We start from the raw sequence: 14,104 nt of genomic DNA on the forward strand, positions 1-14,104 counted from the left end.
TATTAGGTAGTGATGATTATGCATACACCTTCCAGACTTAAATTAATAGCTCTGACTATTGCTACATTATTAGGCACTGTCGCTTGTACGTCTCATGCCACAGGAAATAATACGAAGAGTGCGAAAAGTGAAATAAATAAAAAAGCACTGATGCAATCCTCGATTATTGATTTTGATGGTAAGCAGGTACCTGATTTTGTTTCTGCCAGCTCCGGTTCAGTACTGTCATTAAGTTCCGCCCGTTATGTGATGGGAAAACAGGCGCTAAAATGGGACTGGCATTCAGGCAGTACTGTGACGATACATCACCCGTTGAAACAGATTTCAGATCAACTGGCTTCTAAAACCTGGGGGCGAAAAGCCACTCAGGTACTCTCTTTCTGGATCTACAATGAGATACCTGTAGACGATTATATGATCGTGGATCTAGGCCGAGGTCTTGGATCGTCAGGATCGCCAGATGCCGGCATTAAAGTCAAAATGAATTTTAGTGGCTGGCGTGCGGTCGGAGTTTCTCTGCAAAATGATCTGGAAGGACGGGAGATCGAAGGTGTCGGGTTTAATGATAATGAAGTCGGTGAAAGCGGTGAACGAGCCACCATTGCCGGTGGTGTGAAAAACGATATGGACAGTATTCGTTTTCAGGCTCCGTTAAAAGCACCTTCAGGCACGTTTTATATTGATCGTATTATGTTATCTATCGATGATGCACGTTACCAATGGTCTGATGATCAAGTGACGACGCGTTATCAAATTCCAGAAATTGATTTTCGTTTACCTAAAACATTGCCAACGCCAACCGCCAGTGAAATTGCGGCCGCAGACGGTATTCGCGATGCGTTGGTGCGGGTCTTTACTCAGGGGAATAGTGGCGAGAACGGACTGGTTATTATCGATAATAATAATAAATTACACCGTGATTTTGCAGCATTACGTATTCAACGTGATGCTGATGGTAAATTATCGGGGCGTCATATTATTACCAATAAGCAAAAGGTGTTATATCAGCCGGAATTTATGAGTGCTGCTGATAAAAAACGTTTTGCTGATTATGTGGTTCTCGGTGACTACGCAACGCTAATGTTTAATATCAGCCGAGCCTATCAGCGTAGCACCTCCGCCACAGAGCGGCAGGAACTGGCTGATATGCATATTCTGATGACCCAACATTTATTGGATCAGGGTTATGTTGATGGTAGTGCTTTAGTGACCACTCATCATTGGGGATACAGCTCACGCTGGTGGTATATTTCAGCCATGCTGATGAGTCATGAACTGGATAAACATCAATTACGTCAGCAAGTTGCTGATGCACTGTTATGGTATTCCCGCGAGTTTAAAGCCAATTTTGATATGGTTCCAGGGCCAGAAAGTTCGGATCTGGACTACTTCAATACATTGTCGCGTCAGCATCTGGCATTGTTAATGCTGGAATCTGATCCCGCGAAACGAATTGCTTTACTGAAGCGTTTTGGTGAATACATCAATGTGGCTTTGTCGCAAATACCACCGGGTGGCCGGGATGGGTTACGTCCAGATGGTACAGCATGGCGACATGAAGGAAATTACCCTGGATATTCGTTCCCTGCATTTAAAAATGCTGGTCAATTAGTTTATATGTTGCATGGCACACCATTCGCCGTGAGTCAGGAGGGGCGTGCCTCACTGAAAAAAGCGATGTTATCAGCCTGGATTTACAGTAATCCCGCAACCTCTTTGGGGCTGGCAGGCCGTCATCCATTTAATTCGCCTAGTCTGACGTTATTTCAGGATTCTTTCCGTTGGTTAGCGTTAACCGGTAATCCAGAAACGGGTGACAAAGTCGATCACGAGCTGGCTGCTGTTTATCTGCAAGTCACGAATACACCGGAAAGTGAGAGTGAAGCTCTGTTTGGTCAGCGCATTACACCAGCCTCTTTACCGCAAGGAAACTGGACATTTAATGGCGGTGCTTTTGGTATTCACCGTTTTAATGACAAGATGGTTACCTTGAAAGCTTATAACAGTCATGTCTGGTCATCAGAGATTTACTATCGTGATAACCGTTATGGGCGTTACCAAAGCCATGGTGCGATACAAGTTTTACCCTATGGCAGTCAGAAAGAGAGAGGTTTTGTTCAGGATGGTTGGGACTGGAACCGCAACCCAGGTACCACCACCATTCATCTGCCTTTAGCTGAACTGGATAGTCCCAATACCCATACCTTGATGTTACGTGGCGATCAACCATTCAGCGGGCATTCATCACTGGGCGGTCAATATGGCATGTTTGCCTTTAAATTCAATGCCCCTTCGATGCCGAAGTTTGATAGTAGCTTTATGGCACGTAAGACGGCATTAGAGACAGAAAATCGTCTGGTGCTGCTGGGAAGTAATATCAGTAACACTACGACGCAATATGCGACAGAAACGACACTGTTCCAGCATGGTATTACGGATCAAGCCAGTGATCTGTGGGTGAATGGTGAACGTATTACAGCACTGCCTTATCAGCGTACATTGAGCGCGGGTGATTGGTTGATTGATGGTCATGGTAATGGTTATTTATTAACTGCAGATGCGAAAGGTGAAGTGCGTCGCCAGCACCAGATTTCCGCGAATGATAAAACTCGTGAACGGACCGAGGGTGATTTCAGTCTGGCCTGGTTGGATCATGGTACTCAGCCACAGAATGCACAATATGAATATTTGATGGTGCTGGATGCGACACCGGAAAGAATGCAGCAACTGGCTGCGGATTATCGTACAGGTAAAAAATTGTATGAGGTGCTGCGTAAGGACGATATAGCGCACATTGTGCGTGATAATGTGACGAAAACCACGGGTTATACGGCTTTTAGTGCAGTAACGCCAGATTCGGGTGTGGTGAAACACATTGCTCAACCAGCGATTGTTATGACACAGCCGCAAAATGATGGGCAGTTGAAGATCAGTGGGGTCACACCTGATTTGAATATGACACGAACAACCGTGGCAACACCGTTATCGATTGCGGTAACACTAAAAGGTCAGTGGCAGGTCACACAGAATAATCCGCATGTCAGCGTAAAACGGGTCGGGGAAAATACCGAATTGGCTTTTAGTAGCTACTTTGGCATGCCGCAAGAAGTGACAGTCAAACCAGTCGATTAAGCCACGATTATCGATGGGTGACCGTTGTCGATTAAAGATTATTGCAGTTAATTTTTTGATTTTTAAGTTAATAACAACAGGACACAATTTATGTGTCCTGTTTTATTTGTTAGGTAGAAAAGCAGAAATAATTTTGAGGGCGGCAATGAATAGCCGTGATTTTTTGATAGTAATAATAATCGATAGAAATAATGATCGTATTTTCGGTTACTCAGGATACATCTCTTTCAGGACAGACACCCTTTCCGGAAACAACCCGGAAAGGGAAATACAGAGGAGAAGAAGAAATAGCTAAGAGCGATCAGAGATAAGCATTGGCGGCATTGGCTGCCACTGCGCTTGGACGCCAGACATCACCAGAATGTTCTAGCCATGGTATAAGTTCTTCCGTTATCAGCGTATTAACCAATGACATATTTTCTGCTGCGATATTTTTCATCTGATAGGGATCGGTTTTATTATCATGCAAGGTATAGGTGAGTGGTTTCCCTATTTTACGGTCGATAACCAGAGTGTAGCGATCGGTACGTACACCTCGTTTTCCGTAAGATTGTCCACCGTAAGGCATAAAAGTGTAGAACTGTGAGGTCGGACGTTTATCACCAGGGCGACCCGCAACGGTATTCGAGAAATCAGTGCCTTCAACCCCATCTGGGATTTGGTCGCTCATACCCATTAGTCCGAGCAGTGTCGGGTAAATATCTGGTGCAGAGAACAAGAGATCATCGTGATGAGCGGGGAGTTTACCTGGCCAGCGGAACATCATTGGAATACGCATGGCTTCTTCATAATGCACATTTTTAGTCGGCTGGCCATTTGAGCCCATACAGCAACCGTGATCCGAGAAAAAGACAACCAGCGTATCTTTGTCTAGTTTCAACTGATCCAGTTCAGCCAGAATACGTCCAAATTGTTCATCAACGCCGTTTATCATCGCTATATATTCTTTAAAGTATTCAGGACCATAGCCTTCCTGATACGCTTTATCCCAAACTACATTCGGACGTTTGTTCAGGGAACGTGAGGTCTGGTCTTTAAAGCGATCGAGGTACTTTTGGGGCACTTGATCATACGGTGAATGAGGTGGGTTCATTGATACCACCAGAGCGAAAGGCTCGTCGTTGTTACGGTATTTTCCTCCTTCATTACGCAAATATTGTATCGCTATATCGGCTTCATGCTCTGGACTCCATTGATTAATTTTCAATGGCTTATCGCGTGGAGTATCATTGGTCCAATAGATAGGATTGAGATGCAGATCGTAAGTGCCGTAGCTGTACCAAAAATCAAAACCGTGGCGTTTTTCCGGTGGTGTCCAGTCATTCCAGTAACGTCCTTCAGCCGGGTTATTGTAGCTGGGGACAAAGGGTGCTTCAGGTGCATCAAGGTGCCACTTACCAATATACCCCATGCTATAACCTTGTTTTTTAAGGATGTCAGACCAGGTTATGGCTTCTTTTTTAAGTTCAATACCAAAATCTTTCCCCCCCCAATGACCTTCGGCACCGGTATGGCTATTACCTTGTAAGCCATTGCGATACGGGTATTGTCCTGTCATTAACATACCGCGAAAAGGTGTACATAACGGGTAGTTGGAGACCGCCTGTTTAAGAACCACACTCTGGCTGGCGAACTGGTTAAGAAAAGGAGTAATTGAAGGATCTTGTCCCATAAAGCCGAGCGATTGTGTGCGCATTTCATCGGGAAATATGATCAGCAGATTCGGTTTTTTGACCATTTCTTTTGTTGGAATGGGGGCATTTGCTGCGTGTGTGGCACTTAAGCCACCTGTTGCTGCTGCTGTTGCGCCCAGAGCACTTGAAGCCGCGAGTCCTTTGAGCAAATTTCTTCTTGTGAGTGACATGATTTTACTCCAGAGGGATATTAATCCTTCATTTTTCAGATGTTGTTATTTCTTTCGTTTTCCTACGTTATGATCTAATCGTAAGTAAATAAAATAAAATAGTTTGCATTTGTGATCTAAGTGAAAATTTTTTTCAAGGTTATCAACTCTTACTGATGTGTGGATTTCTGTTTTATTCATTTATTTAGGAAGTTTTTTTTGATTATTTAATTTAATTCGTTAAAAATCAGTCTGTTATTTTTATTGTGTGAGTTAAATTCGAAATGAATGATCTGATGCTATTTGTATTTTTTTTGTAACAAATAAAAAAATGAAAAATAATAAATGGTAAATAGAAAACATATATTTTCTATCTCCTTAAATGAAATTGATTATCATTATCTTGATTTTCGTGAAAGGTTATCGCGGATTAGGCGAGAAATTTTTGTCTTTGAGTTTCCTACTACAGCACATCAATGCTTTTTTTTGTGTTCTAAATTATATTTTAATTGATTGTTTTAATTTAATTTTATTGTTTTTTTTCCGTAAATGTATCTTTGTCTTGATATCACGGGTGTGGCGCTATTGGAAAGCGAGTCAGCTGCGGATATGATAAGAAGGGATATGTAAGTTTTAATAAACAAAAAAGCAATAAAACGAAGCTTTGTGAAAGAGATCATAACTTTTGCTTTTTTTCATTGAAGATAAACGTAAGCGTAGTAATCTTAATTCGAAGCCAAACGAATGATATTTGCTTGGTTTCGTAAGGAGACAGAAGTGAAAGCGGCAATCGAAAGGCGTATGGAAATTTTCAATATGGTTACCCAGCAAGGGAAAGCCCGTGTCGAAGATTTGGCCGAAAGATTCAATGTCTCAAGTGTCACCATTCGTAGTGACCTGAGTTTTTTAGAAAAAAACGGGTACATCATCAGATCGCACGGTTCGGCTATTCCGAACACTGGCGTGATTGCTGAACTGACCGTCCATGAAAAGCGTCGCCGTAACTCTGGCGTAAAATCGCTGATTGGGCAGGCAGCAGCAAAACTGATTAACAGTGGTGACACCGTCATTCTGGATTCAGGAACGACCACGCGGGAAATCGCTGCCAATTTAAAGTCAGTAGAAAACGTTGTGGTAATGACAAATGGTCTGGATGTGGCTGTGGAGTTAGCGTCAGCGCCCGGGGTGGAAGTACTCATTTCAGGTGGTGTGTTACGTAAGAGTGCGATGTCTTTTTCTGGTTCACAGGCTGAAGCCAGCCTGAAAAACTTTCGCTTTGATAAAGTTTTTCTGGGTGTTGATGGCTTTGACTTGCGGGTTGGTATTACCACACATAATGAGCAGGAAGCCAGTCTCAACCGCTTAATGTGTGATATTTCGGAACAGGTAATTGCGGTTGCTGATTCTACGAAGTTCGGGAAGCGCAGCTGCCATATGATTCGCGAATTTGGTGATATTGATATTTTGGTGACGGATTCGGATATTCCTGAAGAGTATGTACAACGCCTACGGGATATGCGAATCGAAGTTATCATCGCTGAAAAAGAGAAATAACACCCTAACTCCATGGTGACATTATCAATGTTAATTGTGGAGTTAGTTAATGCATCCGTTAGAAAAGCTTGTTCAGCGCCATAAAACCGGGGAACAAATTGGGATTTACTCTGTTTGTTCTGCCCATCCTCTTGTCATTGAAGCCGCACTAGAGCAGGCATTAGATAACGACTCAGAACTGTTAATCGAGGCAACGTCAAACCAGGTTGATCAATTTGGTGGTTATACCGGAATGACGCCTGCTGATTTTCGCGATTACGTTTTTGCTAAAGCGGATGCTCTGCATTTTCCTCTCGAAAAACTCATTTTAGGTGGCGACCATTTAGGTCCGAATCGCTGGCAGTATCTGCCTTCCAGTGAAGCAATGGCACAGGCTGAATATCTAATTGAGGCTTATGTTACCGCTGGCTTCAAAAAAATCCACCTCGATTGCAGTATGTCTTGCGCCGATGATCCCGTGCCTTTATCTGATGAAATCGTGGCTTCCCGTGCCGCTCGTTTAGCGGCGATTGCCGAAGCCACTGAATATAAGCATTTTAAAACCCACTCCACCGTGTATGTCATTGGGACTGAAGTCCCGGTTCCCGGTGGTGCGAAAGAGGAATTGAGTGAGATTGCAGTCACTTCCCCCGCAGCAGCGCGTAAAACCATTGAATGTCATCTGGAAGCTTTTGAAACCGCAGGTATAGCCGAGTGCTGGCCTCGGGTTATTGGTCTGGTGGTACAGCCGGGCGTGGAGTTTGATCACACCGGTGTGATTGATTTCTGCCCAGAAAAAGCCAGTGAGTTGAGCAAAGTCGTTGAAGATTACGACTATCAGTTATTTGAAGCCCATTCGACCGATTATCAGACTGACATCGCTTATCGCGCTTTGGTGCGGGGGCATTTCGCCATTTTGAAAGTCGGTCCTGCCTTGACGTTTGCATTGCGTGAAGCGTTGTTCAGCTTATGCCATATCGAAGAAGAGTTATTCCCAGCAGAACAATGTTCCTGTCTACGTCAGGTGATGGAAAAGACCATGCTGAACTCACCGGATTACTGGAAAAAATATTATCTCGGTGATGCTGATCAGATGCGTTTGGCTCGTCGTTATAGCTTCAGTGATCGTATGCGTTATTACTGGCCACAGGAAGAAGTGCAAGCGGCACAAAAGAAACTGTTTGCCAACCTGAATAGTGTGCCGATTCCGTTGCCGCTGTTGAGCCAATATATGCCACGCCAATTTACAGCAGTGCGTGAAGGCAAACTGCCTTTTGAGCCAGCCGCACTCGTCAAACAACAAATTAAACAAACTCTTATTGGCTATGCCAATGCGTGCCACCTTGCTTAACAGGAATCGATCAAAATGACGCAATATTTAGGATATAACCTAGAAGAACTGACGAGTTTGCACGCCAACTGGACGGCACAGGAAATTGAACAGCAGCCCGTCTGCTGGGAAAAAACGCAACGTATCGTGGCGGAAAATCAGGCTGTCATTAATGAATTTTTGCAGTTGGCATTAGCGGCAGAGAATACCCGTATTATCTTCACCGGAGCGGGGACATCAGCTTTCGCCGGACGCGCGTTAGTTCCATTACTGACGCCTTATGTTTCCCAGCGTATCGAAGCGATTGCCAACACCGATTTGGTGGCAACGCCGGAACAATATTTTGCACAAGACGTTCCGACCTTACTGGTTTCATTTGCTCGTTCAGGTAATAGCCCAGAAAGCGTGGCGGCGTTGCAAGTGGCCTCTGAGTGTCTGAGTCATTGTTTTCATTTAGTATTAACCTGTAATCAGAAAGGACAACTATATCAGTATTGCCAGACAGCTCCAGGAGCACTGGCGGTATTGATGCCTGCGGAAACCAATGATCAGTCATTGGCAATGACCTCCAGTTTTTCCTCCATGATGCTGGCCGCCGTAGCTATTTTTGCGGGTATTGATAAGTACCCGAAAGAAATTGAAAGATTTTGTAAGGAATCTGCGGATTGGTTCAAAGAAATTAACCGCAAAATTATTGATAATACTAAGAAATCCCAATACAAAAGAGTTATCTACTTAGGTAGTGGGGGATTGCAGGGGTTGGCTCAGGAGTCAGCACTGAAATTACTCGAATTAACAGCAGGTAAAGTTGTGGCCGGTTTTGATACACCGTTAGGATTCCGACATGGTCCGAAATCAATTGTTAATCCGGATACCCTGGTTGTCGTTTATATCTCTAATGATCCTTACACCCGTCAATATGATCTCGATCTGCTCGCTGAGATTCGTGCCAACAATGTTGCCAGCAAGATCATCGCTGTAGCAGCACAATCCGATGCTCAGGTTACCGCTGGTGACCATATTTTAGTTCCGGGCATGGCTGATAGCTCTGATTTAGGATTGCTGTTTGCTTATCTGATGTTCGCTCAAGCTTTCGCTTTTCATAGTTCAGTCGCCTTGAACAATACACCCGACTGCCCGTCACCCACGGGCGAAATTAATCGCGTGGTGCAAGGTGTGACTATTTATCCTTTTAAAAAATAACACACAGGAATATCTCTATGACTCAGCCAAATATTGTCTGGACCCGTATTGACGAGCGTTTACTTCACGGCCAGATCCGCATTACCTGGGGAAAACACACGGAAGCCAATTTGATTCTGGTGGCCAATGATGATGCAGCAGAGGGTCCGAATGCGGCTTTTATGCAGGCAGGAATGAAAGCCTCAGCAGGCGGTGAATACGCCGTGCGTTTCTTCAGTATTCAGAAAACCATTGATGTGATTCATAAAGCTTCTCCGCAACAGAAAGTCTTTATTCTGTGCAATAACCCGACGGATGTCGCCCGTCTGGTTGATGGCGGAGTGCCCATTACACATTGCAATGTCGGCAATATGCATTTTCATGAAGGCAAGCGTCAGATCGCTAAAACCGTTTCTGTCGACCAAGAAGATCTGGAGGCTTTCCATCGGATGGTCGGGCGTGGTGTGACTTGCACTGTACAGAATACACCAGATCAAACCCCAGTGAATGTGATTGAGCTGGCTGCCAGCGCATGAATTCATGAAGTATTACGTCAAGACATACGGCAATAAAGGAAGACATTATGCTGTTTGAAGCAACTTTAGTTGGTATCTGGGCCTTCTTGTGCGGTATCGACAAGTATGACGTAGCCCTGAATATTCACCGTCCCTTAATTACCGGGCCAGTTGTTGGCCTGATTATGGGCAATATGGAAGTGGGATTGATCGCTGGGGCAACGTTGGAACTGGCCTGGTTAGGTCTGGTGCCTAACGCCGGTGCTCAGCCACCCGATGTGACCATGGGAACCATCGCTGCGGTTGCCTTTGCGATAATGACCGGTCAGTCACCTGAGGTGGCGATGGGCGTTGGCATGCCGATAGCTGTTCTGATGCAGATGATTATTATCGGATTCTTTGCAATAACTGCTTTCACGATGGGTAAAGCGGATAAATGCGCTGAACAGGCAGATGCCGCGGGCATATCCCGTTTACTGATCGGGACGTTAATCACTCGCTCCATGCTCTATTTTGTTGTCGCCTTTGTGACCGTCTATTTCGGTGAACATGCTGCAACCTGGATCGATGAAAATACACCAACTGTGCTGCTAGAAGGTCTGGGGATTGGTGCGAAGATGGTGCCAGCCATTGGTTTTGCCATGTTGTTGAAAATCATGTGGTCGAAAGAAGTGGCGGGAGTGTTCTTTATCGGTTTTGTGATGACCACTTACCTGAAGTTGCCAATTATGGCGGTGGCCATTCTGGGGGCATCCGCTGCCGTTCTGTACTACTTCTTCAGTGGAAAAAACAGCAATAACAATAACAAACAAGCAGAGGACTTCGAAGATGGCATCTGATATCACCGCAGACAAAGGCAGAGTAGCGGAAGTCAAAGCTGACAACCTGATAGATAAAATTGATGCTTATCAGGATACCGAAGTCCGTAACGTGATCACCCGCAAAGACCTCTGGAAATGTGCATTCCGTGGCTTGTTTATGGAAGGCAACTTTAACTTCGAACGTATGCAGGGGGGAGGATTTGCATACTCCATTATCCCCGCACTACAGAAGATCCACGGTAATAACCGTGCTGATCTGGCGAAATCTCTGAAGAACCATCTACAGTTCTTCAATGCCAGTCCCAAGCTGTTCACCTTCCTGTTGGGTACAGCTGTTGCCATGGAAGAGAATAAAGAAAAACCTTCGACTATTAACGTGATGAAAGTGGCAGGCATGGGACCAACAGGCGGTATTGGTGATGCTATCGATCATATGACACTGATGCCACTGACACTGGCTCTGGGTGCCTCTATTGCGATTGAGGGTTCGATTGCCGGTCCGTTTGTGTTCTTTATTCTGTACCAGATTGTGCATTTCCTCGCCTATTTCGGCCTGATGTTTATGGGATACCGTGCCGGCACTGCCGCGATGGTGAGCATGAGTGATGCCACTGAAAAGTTGGCAAAAGCCGCCAATATCATGGGTATCTTTGTTATCGGGGCTTTGTGCGCCACCTTTATCAGGCTACAGACCACCGCGGCGATAGATCTTGGCGGGAAAACAGTGGAGCTACAAACGGCCCTGTTTGACAAGATCATGCCGAATTTGCTCCCGCTGGCATTAGTGTTCTTTATGTTCAAGATGGTGAAAGGAACCGGTTTTTGGGCGAAACCGCCGGTGCTGATTTTCGCTACCTTGGCGGCAGGTGTTGTGGGTCATCTGCTGGGCATTATTTGATTGCTTGAATGGTTAAAGCGTCATTCTGCATGCCGTATCCGTTCAGTGGTGATCACATCAGACCGGATACGGTGTTAGCAGAATGCTCCTGACGATCATCAAGGTGAGGAGGTTGTAAATGATTGGAATTGTTGTTTCTGGCCACATTAATTTTGCTTCCGGTATGGCCTCGGCAGTACGTGCGATTGCTGGTGAGCAGCCACAAATGGCTTTTATCGATTTCGTTGAAAGCATGTCTACAGATCGGTTGGAAGATGAACTGCGTCGCGCGGCAGATAGTGTTGATAGCGATGAGGGCGTGCTGTTTTTAATCGATATTCCAGGGGGTTCACCGTGTAACCGCGCACTGAATATCCTGATGAAGGGCCGCAACGTTGAACTGCTGGCAGGAGTGAATCTACCGATGATCGCTAATGCCGCCTTTGAGCGTGACGGCGTTTCGTTAGCTGAATTAGTGGAAATTCTGATGGATATCGGTGCCTCCAGTGTACAGAACCTGCGTACTGAACTGGCCACCGTCATGGCTACTGATGACAGTGAGAATGGAGACGGACTCTGATGAGTGGTATTGCCTATCTTGCTGATCGCACTTTTACGCCACAAGGTATTGAAGTTGGCGTCGCAGTGGTGGTGGAAGACGGCAAGATTGTGGCAGTGACTCGTGAAATTCCTGAGCAGACTGCGGTGGTTGAACTGCCGGGTAAGACGTTGATTCCGGGTCTGATTGATATCCATATTCATGGTCGCCAGGGTGCCGATGTGATGGATGCGTCAGCGGATGCTTTGCAGACCATTGCTCAGGCGTTACCACAAACTGGCGTCGTTGCTTGGGTGGGAACGACGGTGAGCGCACCCATGGCCGATATTTTTGCCGCATTGGAACAGGTGCGTGATTTTATGGCTGATCCGGTTTATGCCGCTGATCCACATGCTGCAACATTGCTGGGCAGTTTTCTTGAAGGGCCTTATTTCACCGCCCCTTTTCGGGGCTCGCACCCGGAAAAATATCTGACAACACCGACCGTGGATGAGCTGGAACAGTTGCTGTGCTCGGCAGGGAATACCTTATTACGTGCCGCAGTTGCCCCAGAGTCACCGGCGGCGATTGCTGCTGTGCGCTGGTTTGTTGATCACGGAATAAAAACCTCGGTTGCTCATACTGCCGCTAATTTTGCACAGGTTACAGAAGCTTTTGAGCAGGGCGCTGATTGTGGCGTGCATTTATATAACGGCATGTCAGGGTTGCATCACCGTAAGCCGGGATGTTGTGGCGCGGTTTTATATCACGACATGCTGGTCGAGCTGATCGCCGATGGCATTCATGTACACCCGGTAATGATGAATTTGGCGTATCGCATGAAAGGTTATCGTCATATGGCGCTGATTACGGACTGCATGCGAGCGGGTGGGCTGGGCGAAGGCCGTTATTTACTGGGTGCTCAGTACATTACGGTGCGACAAGGTGAAGCTCGCACAGATGATGGTTCGCTGGCAGGAAGCACCTGTAGTCTGGATCAGGCATTGCGCAATATGATCCAACTGGCGCAGGTACCAGAATGGGAAGCCGTACAAATGGCTAGCGCCGTGCCTGCTGCTTATCTCGGAATGGAGGCTGAATGGGGGGCGATTCAGGTCGGTGCTCACGCCAGCATGGTGGTGATGAATCCTGATTTTACAGTGGCAGGTACGCTGCTTAAAGGGCAATGGGCCTATCGTAACCGTCACCACGGCGGCTAAGCACTTTTCTGAACATGATTTTGAGCAGGGTTCTAAATAACAGGAAAGCAGGCATGTTTACTCGTTCCAGGATGAGTAGCAAGCGAGGTTATTAGTACGCTGAATATCACTTTTTATTCGTGAAGTATGAGGTAGCAGTTAATGGAAATTCGTCAGCCGATTCATAGCGCACATGCAAAGATGTTAGATACCGCAGGATTACGTGAACAGTTCCTGATTGATAATCTGTTTTCGTCGGCGGAAATCACCTGGGTTTACAGTCACATTGATCGCATTATTATTGGTGGTGTGGTTCCAGGTACCGCACCGGTCGCCCTGGTAGGAGGTAAAGAAATCGGGGTTGATTATTTCCTTGAGCGTCGTGAACTGGGTGTGATCAACATTGGTGACGCCGGGATTATCTGTGTTGATGGTGTGACATATGAACTGGCCGCGCGTGAAGCGCTTTATATTGGTAAAGAGGCAAAAGAGGTTACATTTGCCAGCATCAGTGCTGAGAAACCCGCCCGCTTTTATCTTAATTGCGCGCCAGCACACCATACTTATCCGACACGCATGATTACTCGTGAACAGGCCTCACCGGAAACGTTGGGAAATAGCGAAAACTGTAATGTGCGTACGATTTATAAATATCTACATCCTTCGGTATTGCCGACCTGCCAGTTGGTGATGGGAATGACTGAATTGGCATCAGGCAGTCTGTGGAACACCATGCCGTGCCATACCCATGAGCGCCGTATGGAAGTGTATCTCTATTTTGATGTGAAGCCGGACAATCTGGTGTTTCATTATATGGGTGAGCCAACAGAAACCCGCCATTTAGTGGTCCGCAATGAGCAGGCGGTGATCAGCCCAAGCTGGTCAATTCACTCCGGTGTGGGAACTTCAGCTTACACCTTTATCTGGGGCATGGTCGGTGAAAACCAAACTTTCCACGATATGGATCACGTACCGATGGCCGATCTGAAATAGCGGTTTTGGCTCCTCTTTTATACCCAACAGGTCGCAGGTGGTAAGTCACCGATACACGACCTGACATTGATCGGGATTAAGCATGATGCTGCTGTTGTGATGGGCGGTGGGCATCATGCACCCTAAATATAGGAAGAAGTT

11 protein-coding genes are annotated in these 14,104 nt (G+C 46.0%); 10 read left to right on the forward strand and 1 reads right to left on the reverse strand.

What is annotated here, in order from left to right:
• Positions 1–18 precede the first annotated feature (18 nt).
• Complete coding sequence (locus DJ39_RS05370; RefSeq protein ID WP_038251209.1) at positions 19–3,132, forward strand: chondroitinase family polysaccharide lyase; 3,114 nt, start codon at positions 19–21, stop codon at positions 3,130–3,132.
• A gap of 301 nt (positions 3,133–3,433) precedes the next feature.
• Here the strand turns inward: DJ39_RS05370 and DJ39_RS05375 are convergent, their stop codons facing one another.
• Positions 3,434–4,996 (reverse strand): sulfatase family protein, encoded by a 1,563-nt coding sequence (locus DJ39_RS05375; protein WP_038245325.1) that lies wholly within the window; start codon positions 4,994–4,996, stop codon positions 3,434–3,436.
• Between the two features lie 756 nt (positions 4,997–5,752).
• Between DJ39_RS05375 and agaR the strand changes: the two genes are divergently transcribed.
• From agaR to kduI, 9 genes are all read left to right on the forward strand, one after another.
• A complete protein-coding gene (gene agaR, locus DJ39_RS05385; protein WP_038245331.1) occupies positions 5,753–6,529 on the forward strand; it encodes a transcriptional repressor AgaR in 777 nt (258 codons plus the stop codon).
• Between the two features lie 49 nt (positions 6,530–6,578).
• The gene (gene kbaZ, locus DJ39_RS05390) at positions 6,579–7,859 is read left to right on the forward strand and encodes a tagatose-bisphosphate aldolase subunit KbaZ (RefSeq protein WP_004722820.1); all 1,281 of its coding nucleotides are present in this window, start codon (positions 6,579–6,581) and stop codon (positions 7,857–7,859) included.
• Between the two features lie 15 nt (positions 7,860–7,874).
• Positions 7,875–9,041 carry an SIS domain-containing protein gene (locus tag DJ39_RS05395; RefSeq protein ID WP_004722822.1) on the forward strand — a complete coding sequence of 389 codons (1,167 nt, stop codon included), beginning with the start codon at positions 7,875–7,877 and terminating at the stop codon, positions 9,039–9,041.
• 17 nt (positions 9,042–9,058) lie between these two features.
• Positions 9,059–9,556, forward strand: a complete 498-nt coding sequence (gene agaV, locus DJ39_RS05400) for a PTS N-acetylgalactosamine transporter subunit IIB (protein ID WP_004722823.1) — start codon at positions 9,059–9,061, stop codon at positions 9,554–9,556.
• Positions 9,557–9,603: 47 nt separating this feature from the next.
• Entirely contained in the window at positions 9,604–10,374 is a 771-nt protein-coding gene (gene agaW, locus DJ39_RS05405; RefSeq protein ID WP_004722825.1) for a PTS N-acetylgalactosamine transporter subunit IIC, read from the forward strand.
• On the forward strand, positions 10,364–11,254 hold the full coding sequence (locus DJ39_RS05410) for a PTS system mannose/fructose/sorbose family transporter subunit IID (RefSeq protein ID WP_038245337.1): 891 nt from the start codon (positions 10,364–10,366) through the stop codon (positions 11,252–11,254). Before agaW ends, DJ39_RS05410 begins: the two co-directional genes overlap by 11 nt.
• A 118-nt stretch (positions 11,255–11,372) precedes the next feature.
• On the forward strand, positions 11,373–11,813 hold the full coding sequence (gene agaF, locus DJ39_RS05415; protein ID WP_038245339.1) for a PTS galactosamine/N-acetylgalactosamine transporter subunit IIA: 441 nt from the start codon (positions 11,373–11,375) through the stop codon (positions 11,811–11,813).
• Positions 11,813–12,991 (forward strand): N-acetylglucosamine-6-phosphate deacetylase, encoded by a 1,179-nt coding sequence (gene nagA, locus DJ39_RS05420; RefSeq protein WP_004722829.1) that lies wholly within the window; start codon positions 11,813–11,815, stop codon positions 12,989–12,991. Before agaF ends, nagA begins: the two co-directional genes overlap by 1 nt.
• A 141-nt stretch (positions 12,992–13,132) precedes the next feature.
• A complete protein-coding gene (gene kduI, locus DJ39_RS05425; RefSeq protein ID WP_004722830.1) occupies positions 13,133–13,963 on the forward strand; it encodes a 5-dehydro-4-deoxy-D-glucuronate isomerase in 831 nt (276 codons plus the stop codon).
• Positions 13,964–14,104 lie beyond the last annotated feature (141 nt).

It is taken from the genome of Yersinia ruckeri ATCC 29473, from assembly GCF_000754815.1.
Lineage (GTDB): Bacteria > Pseudomonadota > Gammaproteobacteria > Enterobacterales > Enterobacteriaceae > Yersinia > Yersinia ruckeri.